Source organism: Peptoniphilus sp., from assembly GCF_050943655.1.
Classification (GTDB): Bacteria; Bacillota; Clostridia; order Tissierellales; family Peptoniphilaceae; genus Peptoniphilus_A.
Genome location: NZ_JBMNPQ010000013.1, coordinates 1 through 19,405, shown reverse-complemented (window position 1 = coordinate 19,405; position 19,405 = coordinate 1). Strand labels below are relative to the sequence as shown.

General features: G+C 36.1%; 18 protein-coding genes. 16 read left to right on the top strand and 2 right to left on the bottom strand.

Features of this window, described 5'->3' with window-relative positions:
• Window positions 1-71 precede the first annotated feature (71 nt).
• From ACOX6R_RS02610 to ACOX6R_RS02540, 15 genes are all read left to right on the top strand, one after another.
• Window positions 72-602 (top strand): nitroreductase family protein, encoded by a 531-nt coding sequence (locus ACOX6R_RS02610; RefSeq protein ID WP_433446940.1) that lies wholly within the window; start codon window positions 72-74, stop codon window positions 600-602.
• On the top strand, window positions 589-1,044 hold the full coding sequence (gene tsaE, locus ACOX6R_RS02605; RefSeq protein WP_433446938.1) for a tRNA (adenosine(37)-N6)-threonylcarbamoyltransferase complex ATPase subunit type 1 TsaE: 456 nt from the start codon (window positions 589-591) through the stop codon (window positions 1,042-1,044). Before ACOX6R_RS02610 ends, tsaE begins: the two co-directional genes overlap by 14 nt.
• A complete protein-coding gene (tsaB, locus tag ACOX6R_RS02600; protein WP_433446936.1) occupies window positions 1,025-1,696 on the top strand; it encodes a tRNA (adenosine(37)-N6)-threonylcarbamoyltransferase complex dimerization subunit type 1 TsaB in 672 nt (223 codons plus the stop codon). Before tsaE ends, tsaB begins: the two co-directional genes overlap by 20 nt.
• Window positions 1,671-2,102, top strand: coding sequence for a ribosomal protein S18-alanine N-acetyltransferase (gene rimI, locus ACOX6R_RS02595; protein ID WP_433446934.1), 432 nt, complete (start codon window positions 1,671-1,673; stop codon window positions 2,100-2,102). The genes tsaB and rimI overlap by 26 nt, the downstream gene beginning before the upstream one ends.
• A 2-nt stretch (window positions 2,103-2,104) precedes the next feature.
• Window positions 2,105-3,100, top strand: coding sequence for a tRNA (adenosine(37)-N6)-threonylcarbamoyltransferase complex transferase subunit TsaD (gene tsaD / locus ACOX6R_RS02590; RefSeq protein ID WP_433446932.1), 996 nt, complete (start codon window positions 2,105-2,107; stop codon window positions 3,098-3,100).
• A gap of 1,878 nt (window positions 3,101-4,978) precedes the next feature.
• On the top strand, window positions 4,979-5,305 hold the full coding sequence (locus tag ACOX6R_RS02585; RefSeq protein ID WP_433446930.1) for an OadG family protein: 327 nt from the start codon (window positions 4,979-4,981) through the stop codon (window positions 5,303-5,305).
• Between the two features lie 51 nt (window positions 5,306-5,356).
• Window positions 5,357-5,779, top strand: a complete 423-nt coding sequence (locus tag ACOX6R_RS02580; protein WP_433446928.1) for a biotin/lipoyl-containing protein — start codon at window positions 5,357-5,359, stop codon at window positions 5,777-5,779.
• 28 nt (window positions 5,780-5,807) lie between these two features.
• The gene (locus tag ACOX6R_RS02575; protein ID WP_433446926.1) at window positions 5,808-6,941 is read left to right on the top strand and encodes a sodium ion-translocating decarboxylase subunit beta; all 1,134 of its coding nucleotides are present in this window, start codon (window positions 5,808-5,810) and stop codon (window positions 6,939-6,941) included.
• A 73-nt stretch (window positions 6,942-7,014) separates the two neighbouring features.
• Window positions 7,015-7,989: a glutaconate CoA-transferase subunit A gene (gene gctA / locus ACOX6R_RS02570; RefSeq protein ID WP_433446924.1), complete on the top strand. Its 975-nt coding sequence runs from the start codon at window positions 7,015-7,017 to the stop codon at window positions 7,987-7,989.
• Window positions 7,989-8,783 (top strand): glutaconate CoA-transferase subunit B, encoded by a 795-nt coding sequence (gctB, locus tag ACOX6R_RS02565; protein WP_433446922.1) that lies wholly within the window; start codon window positions 7,989-7,991, stop codon window positions 8,781-8,783. Before gctA ends, gctB begins: the two co-directional genes overlap by 1 nt.
• A 26-nt stretch (window positions 8,784-8,809) precedes the next feature.
• A complete protein-coding gene (locus ACOX6R_RS02560) occupies window positions 8,810-10,576 on the top strand; it encodes an acyl-CoA carboxylase subunit beta (protein WP_433446920.1) in 1,767 nt (588 codons plus the stop codon).
• A 247-nt stretch (window positions 10,577-10,823) separates the two neighbouring features.
• Window positions 10,824-11,636 carry an acyl-CoA dehydratase activase gene (locus ACOX6R_RS02555; RefSeq protein ID WP_433446918.1) on the top strand — a complete coding sequence of 271 codons (813 nt, stop codon included), beginning with the start codon at window positions 10,824-10,826 and terminating at the stop codon, window positions 11,634-11,636.
• A gap of 22 nt (window positions 11,637-11,658) precedes the next feature.
• Window positions 11,659-12,981, top strand: a complete 1,323-nt coding sequence (locus ACOX6R_RS02550; RefSeq protein ID WP_433446916.1) for a 2-hydroxyacyl-CoA dehydratase subunit D — start codon at window positions 11,659-11,661, stop codon at window positions 12,979-12,981.
• Between the two features lie 12 nt (window positions 12,982-12,993).
• Window positions 12,994-14,142: a 2-hydroxyacyl-CoA dehydratase subunit D gene (locus ACOX6R_RS02545; protein WP_433446914.1), complete on the top strand. Its 1,149-nt coding sequence runs from the start codon at window positions 12,994-12,996 to the stop codon at window positions 14,140-14,142.
• 532 nt (window positions 14,143-14,674) lie between these two features.
• The gene (locus ACOX6R_RS02540; RefSeq protein ID WP_433446912.1) at window positions 14,675-14,875 is read left to right on the top strand and encodes a hypothetical protein; all 201 of its coding nucleotides are present in this window, start codon (window positions 14,675-14,677) and stop codon (window positions 14,873-14,875) included.
• 499 nt (window positions 14,876-15,374) lie between these two features.
• Here ACOX6R_RS02540 and ACOX6R_RS02535 read toward each other — a convergent pair whose 3' ends face one another.
• A complete protein-coding gene (locus tag ACOX6R_RS02535) occupies window positions 15,375-16,901 on the bottom strand; it encodes an ABC transporter substrate-binding protein (RefSeq protein ID WP_433446910.1) in 1,527 nt (508 codons plus the stop codon).
• Window positions 16,902-16,918: 17 nt separating this feature from the next.
• Complete coding sequence (gene murA, locus ACOX6R_RS02530; protein WP_433446908.1) at window positions 16,919-18,178, bottom strand: UDP-N-acetylglucosamine 1-carboxyvinyltransferase; 1,260 nt, start codon at window positions 18,176-18,178, stop codon at window positions 16,919-16,921.
• A gap of 336 nt (window positions 18,179-18,514) precedes the next feature.
• Between murA and ACOX6R_RS02525 the strand changes: the two genes are divergently transcribed.
• On the top strand, window positions 18,515-19,105 hold the full coding sequence (locus ACOX6R_RS02525) for a leucine-rich repeat domain-containing protein (protein ID WP_433446906.1): 591 nt from the start codon (window positions 18,515-18,517) through the stop codon (window positions 19,103-19,105).
• The last annotated feature ends 300 nt before the right edge of the window (window positions 19,106-19,405 follow it).

Sequence of the window (19,405 nt, the reverse complement as noted above, 5' to 3'; positions counted from 1 at the left end):
GAATTTTTTAAGTAAATTTCCAACTAAACCATTCATGTTGTATAATAGTAGAATAAAAAGGAGTTGGTGATATGTTATTAGATTTAGTAAAAAAGAGACGAAGCATCAGAAAATTTACAGATGAAAAAGTAAGTGATGAGGAAATTCGAAAAATAATTGAGATTGCACTACACGCTCCTACGGCAAAAAATCAAAACCCTGTCAGGTATATCGTGATAAAAGATAAAGAAAGACTAAAAGAACTTTCTAAATATAAAAAAGTTGGATCAGCCTTTTTAGCTGGAGCAAATGTTGCAATTGCCGTTGTGACAGATACAGAAATTGCTCCTGTTACAAACCACCAAGACGCAAGTATCGTTGCAACATACTTACTGCTTGCAGCAGCAGAGATGGGACTTGGTGCAACTTGGGGAAATGTAACTAATGCAGTTAACGAAGAGGGAAGAGCTTCGCAAGATGTTTTGAAGGAATTTTTTAAACTTGATGATAAATTTAATGTAGAGTGCATCATAGGAATTGGTCACTCTGCAGAAGAAAAATCAGAGAAGATTCCTTTTGATTATGATGAAAATGTATTTGAGGATTTAGATGCAGTTAAATAATTTAAAAGAAACGGAAGAATTTGGACGATTTTTGGGAGAAAATTTAGAAAAAGGGATGACTGTGTGCCTAAATGGAGATTTGGGCGCTGGAAAGACCACTCTTACAAAGAGCATTGCAAAGGGAATGGGCATTGACGATTATGTCACAAGCCCGACCTTTACTATTGTAAATGAATATTATGGACCGATTAATCTCTACCACATCGACACATATAGGCTCGATGATACGGTTGATGTTGACTATCTTGGGTTTGACGAGTACTTCTATTCCGATGGAATAACTATCGTTGAGTGGGCGGATAAGATTAAATACGCCCTTCCAGAAAACTATTTGGAGCTTAACATCACATCAAGTGGAGATAAGAGAGAAGTCGAGATAATCGCAAAGGGAAAGAGAGAAGAGGCGCTAAAGGAGAAGCTGTATGAAAGTTTTGGGAATTGACACATCAACTAAGACGACATCTGTTGGACTTGTAGAAGATGGAAAGATTATTGCAGAATATAGTCTTACGGGTCTTGTTGCCCATTCAGAATCTGTAACAGATATGATAGATGAAATCTTTAAAAAATTTAATTTTGAAATTAAAGACATTGACCTTTTGGCTGTTGGAGTTGGGCCAGGATCTTTTACAGGACTTAGAATTGGCGTGACGATTGCTAAAGTTTTGGCATTTACTTTACAAAAGGAAATAATTGGCGTCTCATCTCTTGTTGCAAATTCCATGAAAGATAGGGGAGTTGTTGCGACGATTGCCGATGCAAAGAGAAACAAGCTCTACGCGTCCATAATTAAAAATGAAGATGAGATGGAAATCTTAATGGAAGATACTTTAATTTCTGTAGAGGACTTTAAGGAAGTTTTATCAAAATATAGAGACGTGACAATTACGGGAATTGATGCACCAAACTTTATAGATGAATTTCAAAATGCAAATTTAAGCTTTAACTTAGAGATGAGTGGAGCAAGCATTGCAAAACTTGGGTTACTTGAATACAAAAAGAGGGGATCCGACAATAAATTTAGCATAGTTCCAAATTATTTAAAATTATCCCAGGCAGAAAAACAATATGAAGATAAACATAAGAGAAGCTAATGCAGGCGATATAGAAATAATTGCAAAAATCGAAGAGGCGACTTTTCCAAATCCTTGGTCGAAAAACGCCCTCTACTACCAAATAGTAGAAGATGAACTTTCGAAAGTTTTTGTAATTGAAGAGGATGATGTAGTCGCAGGTTATGTTGGATTTATGGAAATATTTGATGAAATTCACATTGCCAATGTAGCAGTTGATAAAAAATTTAGGGGAAGAGGATACGGCGACATGCTTATTGAAAAAGTCACAAAGTATGCTGACGAAAATAATTTTAAGGTGACACTTGAAGTAAATGTCTCAAATGAAGTTGCACTCTCCCTTTACAAAAAATACGGATTTCAGACAGAAGGAAGGCGCAAGGACTATTACGGAATAGGTCAAGACGCCTTTATAATGTGGAGGTAGTGATGAAAGTTTTAGCAATAGAGTCATCTTGTGATGAGACTTCAGTTGCAGTTTTGGAGGATGGACGAAAAGTTTTATCCAATGTAATTGCAACACAAATAGAGACGCACAAAAAATTTGGAGGCGTTGTGCCAGAGGTGGCATCTCGCCAACATGTTGAAGCAATAAATGTAGTGTTAAAAGAAGCACTTGACGAGGCAAATGTCAGTCTAAGTGATATAGATTTAGTCTCAGCAACTAAGGGGCCGGGACTTATTGGGGCACTTCTTGTTGGACTTAGTGCAGGAAAGACAATTGCCATGGCGCTTAATAAGCCCTTTGTTGGAGTAAACCACATAGTTGGTCATGTATGTGCAAACTATATTTCTTTTGAAGAATTGGAACCGCCATTTATTGGACTTATAATATCTGGTGGACACACATATTTAATAGAAGTAAAAGACTATGTCGACTTCATACTTCACGGCAGGACTCAGGACGATGCAGTGGGAGAGGCTTTTGACAAAGTAGCAAGAAGTCTTGGACTTGCCTATCCCGGTGGACCAATAATAGATAAGCTTGCAAGAGAAGGAAAAGAGACAATAGACTTTCCAAGAGTAATGATAAAAGAAGACAATTACGACTTCTCCTTTAGTGGACTTAAAACTGCAGTATTAAATTATCTAAATTCCAAGAGACAAAAGGGAGAAGATATAATAAAAGAAGACGTGTGTAAATCTTTTCAAGAGGCAGTAGTCGATGTACTTCTAGAAAAAACATTTAGACTCGCAGACGAAAAGAACATGGATAAAATAGTGCTATGCGGAGGAGTATCGGCAAACTCTCGAATTAGAGAAGCCTTTGAAGACGAAGCAAAAAAAAGAAACAAAAAAATATATTATCCAGAGCTTAAACTCTGCACAGATAACGCGGCGATGATAGGATCAGCTGCATACTACACATACAAAAGTGGCAAGGTGGACGAAGAAAACTTTGCAAACCCAAACCTTGGACTTTGAATAAGAACCTCATGTAATCATAAGATGACGTGAGGTTTTTTATTTTAGGTTTTAAGAATTTTTAGAGGTATAGAGTGAGGCGTAACTTCCTTGACAATACCCCTAACCCGTCATCCTGAGCGAACGAAGTGAGTCGAAGGATCTGTAGAGTCGAGGGAGCGATGTGTCCTCGTCTAATCCACTACTCCAACCCGTCATCCTGAGCGAACGAAGTGAGTCGAAGGATCTGTAGAGTTATGGTGGCGATGTGTCCTCGTCTAATCCACTAACCCTAACCCGTCATCCTGAGCGAACGAAGTGAGTCGAAGGATCTGTAGGGTTGTCTGGCAATGTGTCATCGTCTTTACAAGTTGTGTATTGAGGTGTTTCCCCTTAGCGTTATCTCGTTAAGACGCATAGGCTGTTTCTCCATAAGGTGCAGATCCCTCGACAAGCTCGGGATGACGGGGAGTAGAGGTTATGACCCGAATAAGTCGTTCCTGTGCCTCTGGTTGTTCTTTTTATACGTAAACATCCCATCGGGCGTCATCCTTGAGCGGAGACGAATGCGAAGCATAAGGCGTAGTCGAAGGATCTGTAGGGTCGCGGGAGCGATGTATCCTCGTTTAATCCACTGCCCTAACTCGTCATCCTGAGCGAACGAAGTGAGTCGAAGGATCTGTAGAGTTGTCTAGCGATGTGTCATCGTCTTGACCAAGTTGCGTATTGGGGTTATTCCCCTTAGCGTTATCTCGTTAAGACGCATAGGCTGTTTCTCCATAAGGTGCAGATTTCTCGATTCGCGTTTCACGCTCACTCGAAATGACGGCGTGTAGAGGCTTTTGGGAGTCAAGGTTATTACTGTGCCATCAGTTAACTTATTAAATATTAACCAAAGTGCGATGATTTTCTATTAGGCAGTAAAGTTTCGCAAAAAGTCGTTAAAAATTTCATTTGTTTGAGCAAACCACAATAACCACCTTGAGTTAAAGAAAAGTGTTATAGAGGAAAAATTTATAAAAAGTTACAACTCGCGAGTTATGAAATTTAGGCTTTTTGCGGAGTACTAAAAAGTCAGATAAGTTCAACGCATTCTCCGAAGTGGGCGTCGGGGTTAGGTTGGAGCGCGAGGAGAGGGAAGGGGTCATCGCAGCGAAAGCGGAAGATCCCTTCCCTTCCTCGCAAAAGGAAATGTAAAACGTAGTTTTGATGAGAAGTGTTTTGAGGTGTTTCTCCTTCACGTTATTTAGTTAAGACGATTAGTTCTCGCTTGACTATTTTACATATCCCTCGACAAGCTCGAGATGACGAAGTGTTACAGTTGTGGCTCAAACAATTTAATCCATTCTAAAATTTATCCACAATAAACTCAAATCCAAAATAAAACCACCAAACCAATCTCCAAACATTTTCCGAATTTTAAGTCAATAAATACATTTTATATCTTACGAATCGCAAAATGCATAGAGAAAGATATATAAACGTAAACTATAATACCCACATAGCTAACATTTATTAGCACAGTATAAAATGTTAAAGTAATAGTCATTTAGACATTTCTCTTAGCCTTAAAGAGTAAAAAAACTTTTTCATATAGTCAAAAATTTTCTTCAAAATTTCCTAATTCCTATGTTATTTTACAAAACTTAAGGAAATTTTTAACAAGTGTAATTTTAAAACAAAAAAATCATTAAAAACGCAAATTTCGTGCTTTTTCTCACATTTATAAAACTTTAAAAGTCATAGGTTTTCATGTATAATAATTCACGTAGGGAAAGATTCTTAATTTAAAAAATACATAATACGCTATCCATTGATTAGAGGGAAAGTCTTTGTTATAATGTTTTTATAAGTTGGAATGTATTCCATTATACGAAAACTGCATTTGGAGGTGTTAAGATGATTGGAGATAATCTCACTATAAGCCAAGCTTTAGGTGTATCTCTAACAGGAATTCTAGTTGTATTTATGGCACTTATTGCTCTTTTTATTGCAATAAAAATAATTACAGCTATAGTAGGATCTATTGGAGGAAAGGATTCTGCTAAAAGTGAACAAGCTGTTGCAAAGCCAATAGCTAAGAGTAGTCCAGCGCCACAAGCTAAGGCTAGTGTAGAAAGCGGAATTAGTCCTGAAACATTAGCAGCTATAGTAGGTGCTATTAGTATGGAAAGAAGATCTAAAATCGACGGTTTTAAAATCGTTTCAATCACAGAAATCAAATAATTTTTGATTTAAAATCTATTATTTATTATTTATTTGGAAAAGGAGAAATTAATGAAATATCAAGTAAAAGTAGATGGAAAAGTTTTTGAAGTTGAAGTTGAAAAAATTGATGGTGGTTTATCATCTCTTCAACCTGGCAATTTAACACAAGCAGCACCAGTTATGCAAGCACCAGCAGCACCAGCAGCTCCTGTACAACAAGCAGCTCCAGCACCAGCTCCAGCTGCACCAGCACCAGCTCCAGCAGCAGCACCAGCAGGAGGAGCAGGAGATGTAGTTGCACCAATGCCTGGTACAGTACTTAAACTTGCAGTTGCAGACGGCGCACAAGTTAAAGCAGGAGATACTGTTTTAATTCTTGAAGCTATGAAGATGGAAAACGAAATTTCAGCACCATGTGATGGTACAGTTACTTTTAATGTTAAAGCTGGAGAAACAGTAGATACAGACGCAGTACTTGCAAGCATAGGTTAATTAGAATTTTAGGAGGAAGAATAATAATATGTTATTAGAAACATTACAGGGCATCTTAAGCGAATCAGGTTTTGCTAATCTACAATGGCAAAACTGCGTAATGTTTATCATCTCCTTTATACTAATATACCTTGCTATTAAAAAAGAATATGAGCCACTACTACTTCTACCAATTGCTTTTGGTATGCTTCTAAGAAACCTTCCTATGACAGGTCTTATGGATGTAGCAGACCCATGGCAATCATCAGGTGTATTGGCAATAATGTATAATGGAGTTAAATCAAACTTATTCCCATGTTTAATTTTCTTGGGAGTAGGAACAATGACTGACTTTGGACCGCTAATTGCGAATCCAATTTCACTAGTTTTAGGATCAGCAGCTCAAATAGGTATTTATTTTGCCTTTGTAACAGCTATTGCTCTTGGTTTTACTGGCCCTCAAGCCGCTTCAATCGGTATTATCGGTGGAGCTGACGGTCCAACAGCAATATTTACAACATCTCAATTGGCACCAGAACTATTGGCACCAATTGCAGTTGCAGCTTATTCATATATGGCACTCATCCCAATGATTCAACCGCCAATTATGAAAGCTCTAACTACAGAAAAAGAAAGAACTACAGTTATGACTTCACTTAGAAAAGTTTCTAAGCTTGAAAAAATTGTATTCCCTATCGTTGTAGTTCTATTCACAGCACTACTTCTACCAGATGTAGCACCACTTCTTGGTATGCTAATGCTTGGTAACCTATTTAAGGAATCAGGAGTAGTTAATAGACTTTCAGATACAGCTCAAAACGCTCTTATGAACATTGTAACTATCATGCTTGGTGTTACAGTTGGAGCTACTGCAGATGGACAAACATTCCTTGCACTAAGTACTATTAAGATTATCGTTCTAGGACTTATGGCATTTATCTTTGCTACTGCAGCAGGAGTTATATTTGGAAAGATTTTATACGCAGCTACTGGTGGAAAGATAAATCCACTTATTGGTTCAGCAGGTGTTTCTGCAGTACCTATGGCAGCACGTGTTGCACAAGTTGAAGGTAGAAAATATAATCCTACTAACTTCTTACTAATGCATGCTATGGGACCAAACGTAGCGGGAGTTATTGGATCAGCTGTAGCAGCTGGTGTATTCTTAATTTTATTTGGCTAGAATGCTTCCGCTCCATACTGGGGCGGAATGTTAATGATATCAAGTTATCTATAATGAACAAGGAGGTTTTAACTTGAGTAAAGTAATGGAACTTAAAGACGCCATAGCAAAATACGTTGAAGATGGCGATGTAATATCTCTAGGCGGATTTACAACAAACAGAAAGCCTTACGCAGCAGTTAGTGAAATTTTGCGTCAAGGACAAAAAGATTTTATCGTTGAAGCTGGACCAGCTGGTGGAGACTGGGATATGCTTATTGGAGCTGGCAGAGTAAAAGCATACATAAATTGCTATACTGCTAACTCAGGATATACTAACGTATCTAGAAGATTTAGAGCAGCAATTGAAAACGGAGACATCCTATTTGAAGACTACTCTCAAGACGTTGAAATGCAAAGAATTCACGCAGCAGCTCTTGGACTTCCATACCTACCATGTAGACTTATGATGGGTTCATCTCTTGTTGATGAATGGGGAATCTCTAGAGAAGAAAGAGAAAAAGTTGAAAAACTACCTAACGACAAATTCGTATACGTAGACAATCCATTCAAAGAAGGAGAAAAATTAGTAGCAGCTCCAGTACCTGAAATAGACACAGCTATTATTCACGTACAAATGGCATCTCCAGACGGAACTACAAGAATTCTTGGAAACACATTTCACGATGTTGACATTGCAATCGCTGCAAGAAAAGTTATCGTAACATGTGAAGAACTTGTAAGTGATGAATATATTAAAAACTACGATGCAGATCAAAACAAAATCCCAGGATTCTGTGTTGACGCAGTAGTTCACGCTCCACACGGTGCACACCCATCACAATGCTACGGATACTATGACTACGATCCAGATTTCTACAAGATGTACAATGTTGTTTCTAAAACACAAGAAGATTTCGACGCATTCCTAGACGAATGGGTTTATGCAATGAAAGATCACAACGACTACCTAAACAAATTAGGAGCAACTAGATTAATCGGACTAAAAGACGTTCCTGGATTTGGATACGCAACAGACGTACTAAAGAAGGAAGGAGAAAATAAATAATGGCTAGATACGATAACTATACAAATAAAGAAATGCAAGCTGTAACTATTGCAAGACAAATTAAAGATGGTCAAATTGCAATTGTAGGTACAGGACTTCCTCTAATTGGAGCATCAGTTGCTAAAGCTATTTACGCACCTAACTGCTACCTAATAGTGGAATCAGGACTTATGGACTGTGACCCAATAGAAGTACCAAGATCAGTTGGTGACAACAGATTCATGGCTCACTGTGGAGTTCACTGGACAAATGCAACATACGTTGGATTCCAAGCTAACGAATGGAAACACGACAAAAAAAGAATGATCGCTTTTATCGGTGGAGCACAAATCGACCCATACGGAAATGTTAACTCAACAGTAATCGGCGACTACCACCACCCAAAAACTAGATTTACAGGATCTGGTGGAGCTAACGGTATTGCAACTTATGTTAACACTATTATCATGATGCAACACGAAAAGAGAAGATTCATGGAAAAAATTGACTATGTAACTTCTCCAGGTTGGATCGACGGTCCTGGCGGAAGAACTAGAGTAGGTATTCCAGAAAATGTTGGACCACAAATGGTTGTAACTGACAAGGGAATCCTTAAATTCGATGAAGATACTAAGAGAATGTACCTAGCTGGATACTATCCAAGCTCTTCACCTGAAGATGTTCTTGAAAACACAGGATTTGATCTAGATGTAAGCCGTGCAGTTGTTCTTGAAGAACCTGACGAAGATGTTATTAAACTAATAAGAGAAGAAATAGATCCGGGCGAAGCTTTCATTAAGAGGCCTACAGAATAATAACGAATAATATTAAGGAGAGATTTATGGGTCAATATTCACTAGCTTCATATTTCCAAAATATGAAGACAATCGGAAGTCCTTTAAATTCTAAGGACGAAGAAAACTATAATGAACTTAGAAAAGTTGAAGAAGAAATAAGAGAAGCTGCAGAAAAATCATTAGCGGCTGGTAAACCTGATGAAAAAGTTAACGAACGTGGCGAAATGACTGCACTTCAAAGAATTGCAGAACTTATAGATGAAGGAACATGGTGTCCACTAAACACAATCTATAACCCTGGAGAAAACGACCATGGAACAACTGGTATTGTTAAGGGACTAGCTAAAGTTGACGACAGATGGGTTTACATCGTTGCAAGTGATAACAAAAAATTAGCTGGTGCTTGGATTGCTGGACAAGCAGATGACTTACTAAGAGCTTCTGATACTGCAGAACGTCTAAGAATTCCTCTAGTATATATTTTGAACTGTTCAGGTGTAAAACTTGACGAACAAGAAAAAGTATATCCTAATAGACGTGGAGGCGGTACTCCATTCTACAGAAACTCAAGACTTAACCAATGTGGAGTTCCAGTTATCGTAGGTATCTATGGTACTAACCCTGCAGGTGGTGGATATCACGCTATTTCTCCAACAATTCTAATCGCACACAAAGATGCAAACATGGCTGTTGGTGGTGCAGGTATCCTTGGCGGAATGAGCCCTAAGGGATATATCGATATGGAAAGTGCCAACCAAATTGCAGATGCAACAGCTAATGCTAAAAAGACAACTCCTCCAGGATCAGTTGGCGTTCACTTCGCACAAACTGGTTTCATGAGAGAAGTATATACAGAAGAAGAAGGAGTACTTGAAGGAATTAGAAAATATCTATCAATGCTTCCAAAATTTGATAGAACATTCTTCAGAGTTGACGATCCAAAGATGCCACTATATCCAGCAGAGGATATGTACTCAGTTCTTCCAAAGAACACTAAAAAAGCTTATGACGTATACGAAGTTATCGCAAGACTTTTTGACGGTTCAGAATTTATGGAATACAAAAAGGGATACGGTCCAGAAATGGTAACAGGACTTGCAAAAGTTAATGGACTACTTGTAGGTGTTGTTGCAAACGTACAAGGACTTCTAATGAACTATCCTGAATACTACGAAGGAAGACATGTAGGTATTGGTGGAAAACTTTACAGACAAGGTCTTATCAAGATGAACGAATTCGTTACACTATGTGCAAGAGATAGACTTCCTATCGTATGGCTACAAGATACAACTGGTATCGACGTAGGTGACGACGCTGAAAAAGCAGAACTTCTTGGACTTGGTCAATCACTTATCTACTCAATCCAAAAATCTGATCTTCCACAAATGGAAATCACAATGAGAAAGGGTACAGCTGCAGCTCACTATGTACTTGGTGGACCACAAGGTAACGACACTAACGCCTTCTCACTAGGAACAGCAGCAACTGAAATCAACGTAATGCACGGTGAAACTGCTGCAAACGCAATGTACTCAAGAAGACTTGCTAAAGATAAAAAAGCAGGAAAAGATCTTCAACCAACAATTGATAAGATGAACAAACTAATAGAAGACTACAATGAAAAATCAAGACCATTCTCATGTGCTAAGTATGGTTTAGTTGATGAAATCATTAATATGGATCTATGGAGAAATTATATAATTGCATTTACAGAGGCTTGCTATCAAGACCCTATATCAATTTGTCCAGTTCATCAAATGCTTTTACCAAGAATTATTAGAGATTATGATAATCTAAATAATATTAAATAAATAAAAAGATTTATTGGATAATCTCGCCATGGGATTATCCAATTTTTATTTTAAACATAAAAGACGTAAATTATTTTACTTAAAGAAAGATATAAAAACAAAAACTTATGATTAGTAATTTATAAAATCTCTTAAACCATTGTAATATCTAGACTAGACGGATTTCATTTTTGACAAAATTTATAATTCATAGTACAATAAAAATGAAGTAAGGAAGTTGCAATATTAATTTTAAAGAGGGGATTTTATGGCAAAAGCCGTTTATACTATGGGCATCGACATTGGTTCGACTGCATCCAAGAGTATAATCTTAAAAGATGGTAAAGAAATAATTTCAAAATCTGTTGTAGATGTTGGAGCCGGAACAAGTGGCCCATCTAGAACAATTAAAATGACCTTAGATGCAGCTGGCTTAAAGAGAGAAGATATATCATATATAATGGCAACAGGATATGGTAGAAATGCTCTAAAAGAAGCAGATGCACAAATGTCAGAACTTTCTTGCCATGCCAAGGGAGCTTATTTCCTATTTCCAAATGTAAAGACTATAATAGATATTGGCGGTCAAGATGCTAAGGCACTTAAAATTGGAAACAATGGAATGCTAGAAAACTTTGTAATGAATGATAAATGCGCAGCAGGTACAGGAAGATTCTTGGACGTAATTGCAAGAGTACTAGAAGTAGATATTTCAGAACTTCAAGAACTTGACGAAAAATCTACAAAAGACGTAAGTATTTCATCAACTTGCACAGTATTCGCAGAGTCCGAAGTTATTTCACAACTTGCAAGCGGTGCCAAAATAGAAGATATCGTTAAAGGAATTCACAACTCAATAGCAGCAAGAGTTGGTTCACTTGCAAAGAGAGTTGGACTTAACGATGATATAATATTTACAGGTGGGGTTGCTCTTAACGAAGGTATGGTTAGAGCACTTGAAAGAAACACAGGACACAAAATTCACACTTCACCATATTGTCAATTAAATGGTGCACTAGGTGCAGCATTGTTCGCATATCAAAAACAACAGTTGATTGATAAGAAAAAGGCTAATGCATAATTAATACTTTAGGAGGGTAAGTATGGCTGAAAAAATACAAAAAATACCAGGAAAGAAACCAAGACCAATCGAAGGACATATTCCAGCAGCTCAAGCTCTAAGAAATGTTGTTGATAGAGTTTATGGAGCAGCATGGGATGCAAAACACAGAGGAGAATTAGTTGGATGGTCATCATCTAAATTCCCAATCGAACTTGCAAAGGCATTCGACTTACACGCAGTATATCCAGAAAACCACGCAGCTACTACAGCAGCTAAAAAAGACGGATTAAGACTTTGCCAAGCAGCAGAAGACATGGGATATGACAACGACATTTGTGGATACGCTAGAATCTCACTTGCATATGCAGCAGGAGAACCTACTGACTCAAGAAAAATGCCACAACCAGACTTCGTATTATGCTGTAACAACATATGCAACATGATGACTAAATGGTACGAAAACATTGCAAGAATGCACGACATACCAATGATCATGATTGATATTCCTTTCCAAAACACAGTTGATGTTCCAGAGGAAAAAGTAGATTACTTAATGGGTCAATTCGAATACGCAATTCACCAACTAGAAGAATTAACTGGAAAGAAATTTGACGAAGCTAAATTCCAAGAAGCTTGTGACATTGCAAACAGAACAGCAGCAGCTTGGCTAAAAGCTTGTTCATACATGGCTTACAAACCATCTCCACTTTCTGGATTTGACCTATTTAACCACATGGCTGACATCGTAGCAGCAAGATGTGAAATTGATGCAGCAGAAGGATTCGAACTTCTAGCAGAAGAATATGAACAATCAGTAAGAGAAGGTACTTCTACATGGGAATACCCAGAAGAACACAGAATTCTATTTGAAGGAATTCCTTGCTGGCCAGGACTAAGACACCTATTTGAACCACTAAAACAAAGCGGTGTTAACGTAACAGCAGTAGTATATGCTCCAGCATTTGGATTTAGATACTCAACTGTTAGAGAAATGGCTGCAGCTTACTGTAAAGCTCCATGTTCAGTATGTATCGAAGACGGTGTTGAATGGAGAGAAACAATGGCTAAAGAAAACGGAGTTTCTGGAGCACTTGTTAACTACAACAGATCATGTAAACCATGGTCAGGAGCAATGCCTGAAATCGAAAGAAGATGGAGAGAAGACCTTGATATACCAGTAGTTCACTTTGACGGTGACCAAGCAGACGAAAGAAACTTCTCAGAAGAACAATACAAAACTAGAGTTCAAGGTTTAGTTGAAATTATGAACGAAAGAAAAGCTGAAAGAATAGCTAAAGGCGAAGACGTTTATACTAACTTTGACAACACTAAAGAAACTGACTGGTCAAAAACTACAATTTAATCGAGGTGCAAAATGACTGATATAAAAAATTTATTACAAGAATTTAAACATATAGCAGATAACCCAAGAGAGCAACTAGATAAATATCTTGACAAGGGAATAAAAGCAGTTGGAGTTTTCCCATACTATGCTCCAGAAGAAATTATTTATGCAGGCGGAATGTTCCCATACGGAGTTTGGGGAGGACAAGGTCCAATAGACAAAGCTAAAAACTACTTCCCAACATTCTACTACTCACTAGCTCTAAGATGTCTAGAAATGGCTCTTGACGGATCACTTGATGGACTAAGCGCATCAATGCTTACAACACTTGATGACACACTAAGACCACTTTCTCAAAACTATAAAGTGTCAGCTGGTAGAAAAATCCCAATGGTATTCTTAAACCACGCACAACACAGAAAAGAAGAATTTGGTAGAGTTTATAACGCAAAAATCTTCAAACAAGCAGCAGAAAGACTTGAAGAAATTTGTGGAGTAGAAATTACTGATGAAAAACTTAAAGAAGCTTTCGAAGTATATAACGAAAACAGAGCTCTTAAGAGAGAATTCATCAAAATGTGTGGAGATTATCCAAAGACAATCAAAGCATCTGACAGATCAAATGTACTAAAAGCATCATACTACATGATGAAAGACGAACACTCTAAAATGCTTAAAGAATTAATCGACGCATTAAAAGAACTTCCAAAAGAAGAAAGCAATGGACCAAGAGTAGTAACATCTGGTATTATCACTGACAACCCAGGACTACTTGAAGTACTTGATGACTTCAACATTTGTGTAGTAGCAGATGACGTTGCTCACGAATCAAGAGGACTAAAAATTGACGTTGACACAACAATAGAAGACCCATACATGGCTCTAGCAGATCAATTCGCAAGAATGGACGAAGACCCAATTCTTTACGACCCAGATATCTGGAAGAGACCAGAATATGTTGTAAATCTTGCAAAAGATAACGACGCTGATGGATGTCTAGTATTTATGATGACATTTAACGATACAGAAGAAATGGAATTCCCATCTCTAAAACAAGCTTATGAAAAAGCTGGTATCCCACTAATCAAAATGGGTTATGACCAACAAATGACTGACTTTGGACAAGTTAAGACACAACTTGAAACATTTAGAGAAATTGTTGAACTAAATAGAATCTAATTTAGATTATTAAGTCCCTGGTTACGCCGGGGATTTTTTATATTTAATAATATAATTGTTCTTAAGCTTTCGAAAAATTTAAAATTGTCGTGAAAAATTCCTCCAGATTAAAGAAAGAACTATTAAGGGAAATAAAATAGAAAGACGAAAAGCTATGTTAAGATACATAGGTGATATTCGACCGAGGTAATTCTCTTAAGCATAATCTTTCTAGAATCAGAAAAATTTTAGCATCTAATATATATATCAAAAGAAAAATATATGCCAAAAATTAAATTTGCGTGATGTTAATAGTAGTGATATTCTATATTTAGTAGATATTTAAAATTAGATATAAAGGAAATGTTTACTAAAGATTTAACTTAATTTGCTCTTTAGAGACTAGCTAGACAAATGGAATTATATGGATAATATTTTGGCGAAGTCAAATGTATTAAGTGATTTTAAAAGTTTAGATTTTTTAAATTATTGTTATAAATTTTTGTAATACATAGAAGTAAATGGTAACTTCCTTGCGTTTGGAGTGTGTTTAATGACAAAAGATAAGCTAATTAAAATTTTAGTAGCAAGTGTTTATGGAATTGTTCTACATACACTTATAGGAGCAATACTTATCGGTGGATTTGAATTAAATTTAGATATAATGAAATATAAAATTTTGCATTTTATAATTTTTATGATTATATGGGTGCCTACATGTCTAATGTTTGTAAAAAAGAAAAATGTAGAATGAGAAAATAAATTTAAGGTAATAGCTTTGCTGTTTTTCAGTAAATCTGAAATCTATTTTTAGAATATTTAATATTATAAAATCTAGAAGTCTGTTGGTTAAAACCAGCAGATTTTTTGTGGAAAATTTTGTGCTAAAGATAAAATTTTATTAATATGTATTTAACATTAGAAAAGTATAAAAAAACAATTACAGAAGAGCTGATACTATTTAAAAACTAACAGCACAGAAGAGCTATGCTATTTAAAGCTTTAAAAACTTAACTGGCTGCAGAAAAATATAATGGTTAAGGGATTTAAAATGGAAAACTTATTTGCTTGAATAGCAAGTTTATTAGTCTCAGATTTTTTTCTACAACTTATCTTTTATAAGAGATTTTATTATTAATTCATAAAAGATTTTATTATCGATTTCATATAACTTCTTAAAATATTTTCAATTAATAATAGAAGAATATAAAAAAGCTCACCACTAAGGTGAGCTAATTTTAATTAATAAGTTTTTATTGAGATATGATAGAAACATCCTTTAATTCTTGTGGATATTTTGGAAGAAGTTTAAGTCCTTCGACATTTTTATTTCCTGCGACTATTGTTTCGCCGTAGCAAATATATAGCCAAGGCATATCTTCGTTAACTAGTTCTTGAGCTTTCTTATAAATCTCTGCTCTTTTGTTTTCATCAAGTGTTGAAATTCCTTCTGCTATTAACTTGTCTAACTCATCGTTTGAGTAGTACATATAGTTAGGTCCATTGCCCTTGTTAGAAGAGTGGAATGGTTGAAGCAGTTCATAGTGAGCATCGACGATTGATGGGTTCCAGCTCATGATAAACATATTGTGTTCGTTCGCCTTTAGTGCGTCGATAAATGCACCCCATTCAAGTCTTTCCACATCAAGGTTAATCCCATATTCACTTAGTTGATCTTGCATCATTGTTGCAACATTAACTCTTTGAGTGTTATCAGATGTGTAAATTGAAAGTGTTGTGCCTTCAGTAACACCTGCTTCTTGGAAAAGTTCCTTTGCCTTTTCTTTATTAACTGCATTTGGTTTTAAATCATCTGCAATTGAATATTTAAAGTTAGGGTTAATTGGACTTGTTGCAAGCTTTCCACTGTTTAGATAAACTGTATCAAAAATTGAATTCATGTCGATTGCATTTATCATGGCTTCTCTTGCAGCCTTGTTGTCAAATGGTGGTTTAGACATATTAAATCCAATGAAGTGAACTGAGTTATCAAGTGTTTTGAATACTTGTAGGTCATCGTTTGATTCAATTTGTTCAAGATCGTTAGGGTCAACTTTGTAAGCAAGGTCAACTCCGCCACTTTCAAGTTCGATAATTCTTTGAGAAGCTTCTGGAATAACCTTCATCTCGATTCCAGAAATCTTTGGCATATCGCCCCAATAGTTTTCGTTTCTAGAGAATGTTGCGTGGTCGTTTTGTACCCATTCGTCTAGCACAAAAGGTCCTGTTCCCATAAGTTCTGTCTTAGGATCTGCACCGCCTTCAATAAACTTTTGTGAAAGTATTGAAACTGCTGGGTGAGATAGTGAACTTAAAAATGCAGCGTCTGGTTCAGACAATTTGAACTGAAGTGTATTATCGTCTTTCTTTTCATATGAGTCTGGTATAATTTTGCCGTAGAAAGAGCTGAACTTTTCACTTGCTGCTGCTCTTTTTAATGTGAAAATTACATCGTCAACAGTTAGTGGATCTCCGTTTGAGAACTTAACTCCATCTCTAAGTTTAATAACATAAGTTGTTGGGTCAGGATTTTCGATTGACTCAGCAAGAGAATTTACAAGTTCGCCATCGGCATTTCTCTTAACTAATGTGTCATAAACTTGAATAATAATATTTTCAGAATAATCGTCGTTTACTTCTGCAGTATCAAGAGTGCTTGTGTCTTCAGAAACTGCAACTTTTAAAACTGGATCTTCTCCAGCTTCCTTCTTATCGCCACCAGAGCATGCTGTTAAAAATAACAGTGCCATGGCAAGAAGTGCTACTCCAAATTTTTTCATTTACATCTCCCTTTCGATTAAGCCTCAGTATCAATCCTTTCGATTTTAGCCCCAAGGCTTCTAAATTTTTCTTCAATTTTTTCGTATCCTCTGTCAATGTGGTAGATGTCTGAAATTTCGGTCTCACCTTCGCCCACAAGGCCAGCTAGGATGAGTGCTGCGCCAGCCCTTAAGTCAGTTGCGCGCACCTTCGAACCATATAACTTATTCTTACCCGTAATGATGGCTTCTCTATCTATTACTTTGATATTCGCCCCCATTTTCTTAAGTTCTTCAGCGTGCATGAACCTATTTTCAAAAACAGTCTCGATAATTGAAGATTGTCCTTCAACTTGAGTTAGAAGTGCCATAAATTGGGCTTGTAAATCTGTTGGAAAACCTGGATGTGGTAGAGTTTTAATCTCAATTGGCTTTAGGTCTTCGTGTCCAATTACTCTTAGCTTACTTCCATTAGTTATAACTTCAACTCCGCACTCTTCAAGTTTTGCAATAACTGGCTTTAAGTGAGAAGTGATTACATTGTCGATTTCAATATCGCCGCCAGTTATGGCAGATGCAACCATAAATGTACCTGCTTCGATTCTGTCAGGAATAATTTGGTGAGTGCAACCAGTTAGCTTTTCTACACCCTTAATCTTGATTGTAGAAGTGCCTGCGCCCATTACGCGTGCTCCCATTTTGTTTAAAAAGTTAGCAAGGTCTACTATTTCAGGCTCCATTGCACAGTTTTCGAGGATTGTCTCTCCCTCTGCAAGTACAGCTGCCATCATAATGTTTTCTGTGGCGCCAACTGATGGGAAGTCAAGATAAATCCTATCCCCAACAAGTTTATCTGCCTCTGCCTTAATCTCGCCGTGAGTCATAGTGATCTTTGCACCAAGAGCACTAAAGCCCTTTAAGTGCAAGTCGATTGGGCGAGTACCAATGTTACAACCACCAGGAAGTGAATTGTAAGCTTTAGAAAGTCTTGCAAGAAGTGGTCCCATAACTAAGAAAGATGCCCTCATCTTGCTCATTAGTTCATAATCTGTCTCATAAGAATTTAGACCGCTTGGGTCGATTGTAAGTGTATTATTATCTTTTTCTATCTTTAAACCTAAACCTCTTAAAACTTCTGTAATGATCTCAACATCTTTTAGTTCAGGCACGTCTTCAAGTACGATTTTTTCTGTCCCTAAGATTGAAGCCGCAAGAATTGGAAGTGCTGCGTTCTTTGCACCAGAAATTCTAACGCTTCCACTTAGAGGTCCATTTGGTTTTACAATAATTTTTTCCAAAAGGATAACCTCCTAATTAATATTACTTCTATTATATCATAGAAAATATGAATATATAAAGTTCTCTTTAAGTTAATGGCAATGTAAAAATTTTAAAAATAATTTTAAAGCTTAAGTGACAAATTAAAAAATATTTTTAGAAAAAGTGAAAAATTAAAAAGATAAAATTGTTATATAGTAAACAAACAACTAAATAAAAAACTTATAGTAAAAGTATTTTTAAATAGCTGCAAAAACGTTTATTATGGCGAGTATAGAAGGCTTTCCTTTATAATTATTTTTATATGTGCTATAATAAACGTGAAGGTAATTATTATTTTAGTAGGGAGGATACATATGGAAAAACCATGGGAATTTGACGATTTTATATTTGATGGAGATGTTCTTAAGGGTATGACAAGAAAGGGAAAAGATAAAATCAAAGAAAACGGATACTTTGATATGGTAGTACCTACAGAAGGCCCAGACGGAACAAAAATTAGAGTAATAGGAGAACAATGCTTCTATAGAAGAAAATTAAACTCTGTTGTTATTCCTGAAACAGTTGAAGAAATTCAATATAACGCATTTGGAGTAAATAACTTAACTGAAGTTATCATTCCAGACGCTGTTAAAAAAATCGACGCTTACGGATTCTACAGAAACAAACTTACAGATGTTAAGATGCCAAAAAATCTTGAATTTATTGGAGACAATGCTTTCTCACTAAACGAACTAGGAGAAATTAACATTCCTGATACAGTAGAATTTATTGGAGTTTCTGCATTCTACAAAAACCACTTAACAGAAATCAAACTTCCAGAAAATCTAAAGAGATTAGATATGTTTGCATTCAGAAAGAACAACATCACAGAAGTTAAACTTCCAGCAGGAATCGAAGAATTCGACGAAAAAGCTTTCGAAGAAAATGTAACTGTTGAAAAATAATTAATTTATATAAAGGCGAGGATGTCCTCGTCTTTTTTGTTTTAATAAAAGTTATTGGTGAAAGTTTTAATATTATTTTCCATATAAATAGAAGAAAGTTAAAATAAAATATTTATCTTGTGACAAAAAATTTCAAGTGCATTTAAATAAAAAAGATTAAAAACCTAAAAATCTGCATTAGCAGTTAATCGTTTTAGCAAATATAGCTTTTGTACAATAACTAATACTATGTGCCGTATATTTAAAATAATATGACAGGAATATTACAAAACAGTAAATAGTTACGGAAAAGTTACATAA

What these genes read in the sequence shown, in the direction of transcription:
- ACOX6R_RS02610 (WP_433446940.1), top strand. Translation starts at nt 72, where the DNA reads ATGTTATTAGATTTAGTAAAAAAGAGACGAAGCATCAGAAAATTTACA.
- tsaE (WP_433446938.1), top strand. Translation starts at nt 589, where the DNA reads ATGCAGTTAAATAATTTAAAAGAAACGGAAGAATTTGGACGATTTTTG.
- tsaB (WP_433446936.1), top strand. Translation starts at nt 1,025, where the DNA reads ATGAAAGTTTTGGGAATTGACACATCAACTAAGACGACATCTGTTGGA.
- rimI (WP_433446934.1), top strand. Translation starts at nt 1,671, where the DNA reads ATGAAGATAAACATAAGAGAAGCTAATGCAGGCGATATAGAAATAATT.
- tsaD (WP_433446932.1), top strand. Translation starts at nt 2,105, where the DNA reads ATGAAAGTTTTAGCAATAGAGTCATCTTGTGATGAGACTTCAGTTGCA.
- ACOX6R_RS02585 (WP_433446930.1), top strand. Translation starts at nt 4,979, where the DNA reads ATGATTGGAGATAATCTCACTATAAGCCAAGCTTTAGGTGTATCTCTA.
- ACOX6R_RS02580 (WP_433446928.1), top strand. Translation starts at nt 5,357, where the DNA reads ATGAAATATCAAGTAAAAGTAGATGGAAAAGTTTTTGAAGTTGAAGTT.
- ACOX6R_RS02575 (WP_433446926.1), top strand. Translation starts at nt 5,808, where the DNA reads ATGTTATTAGAAACATTACAGGGCATCTTAAGCGAATCAGGTTTTGCT.
- gctB (WP_433446922.1), top strand. Translation starts at nt 7,989, where the DNA reads ATGGCTAGATACGATAACTATACAAATAAAGAAATGCAAGCTGTAACT.
- ACOX6R_RS02560 (WP_433446920.1), top strand. Translation starts at nt 8,810, where the DNA reads ATGGGTCAATATTCACTAGCTTCATATTTCCAAAATATGAAGACAATC.
- ACOX6R_RS02555 (WP_433446918.1), top strand. Translation starts at nt 10,824, where the DNA reads ATGGCAAAAGCCGTTTATACTATGGGCATCGACATTGGTTCGACTGCA.
- ACOX6R_RS02550 (WP_433446916.1), top strand. Translation starts at nt 11,659, where the DNA reads ATGGCTGAAAAAATACAAAAAATACCAGGAAAGAAACCAAGACCAATC.
- ACOX6R_RS02545 (WP_433446914.1), top strand. Translation starts at nt 12,994, where the DNA reads ATGACTGATATAAAAAATTTATTACAAGAATTTAAACATATAGCAGAT.
- ACOX6R_RS02540 (WP_433446912.1), top strand. Translation starts at nt 14,675, where the DNA reads ATGACAAAAGATAAGCTAATTAAAATTTTAGTAGCAAGTGTTTATGGA.
- ACOX6R_RS02535 (WP_433446910.1), bottom strand. Translation starts at nt 16,901, where the DNA reads ATGAAAAAATTTGGAGTAGCACTTCTTGCCATGGCACTGTTATTTTTA.
- ACOX6R_RS02525 (WP_433446906.1), top strand. Translation starts at nt 18,515, where the DNA reads ATGGAAAAACCATGGGAATTTGACGATTTTATATTTGATGGAGATGTT.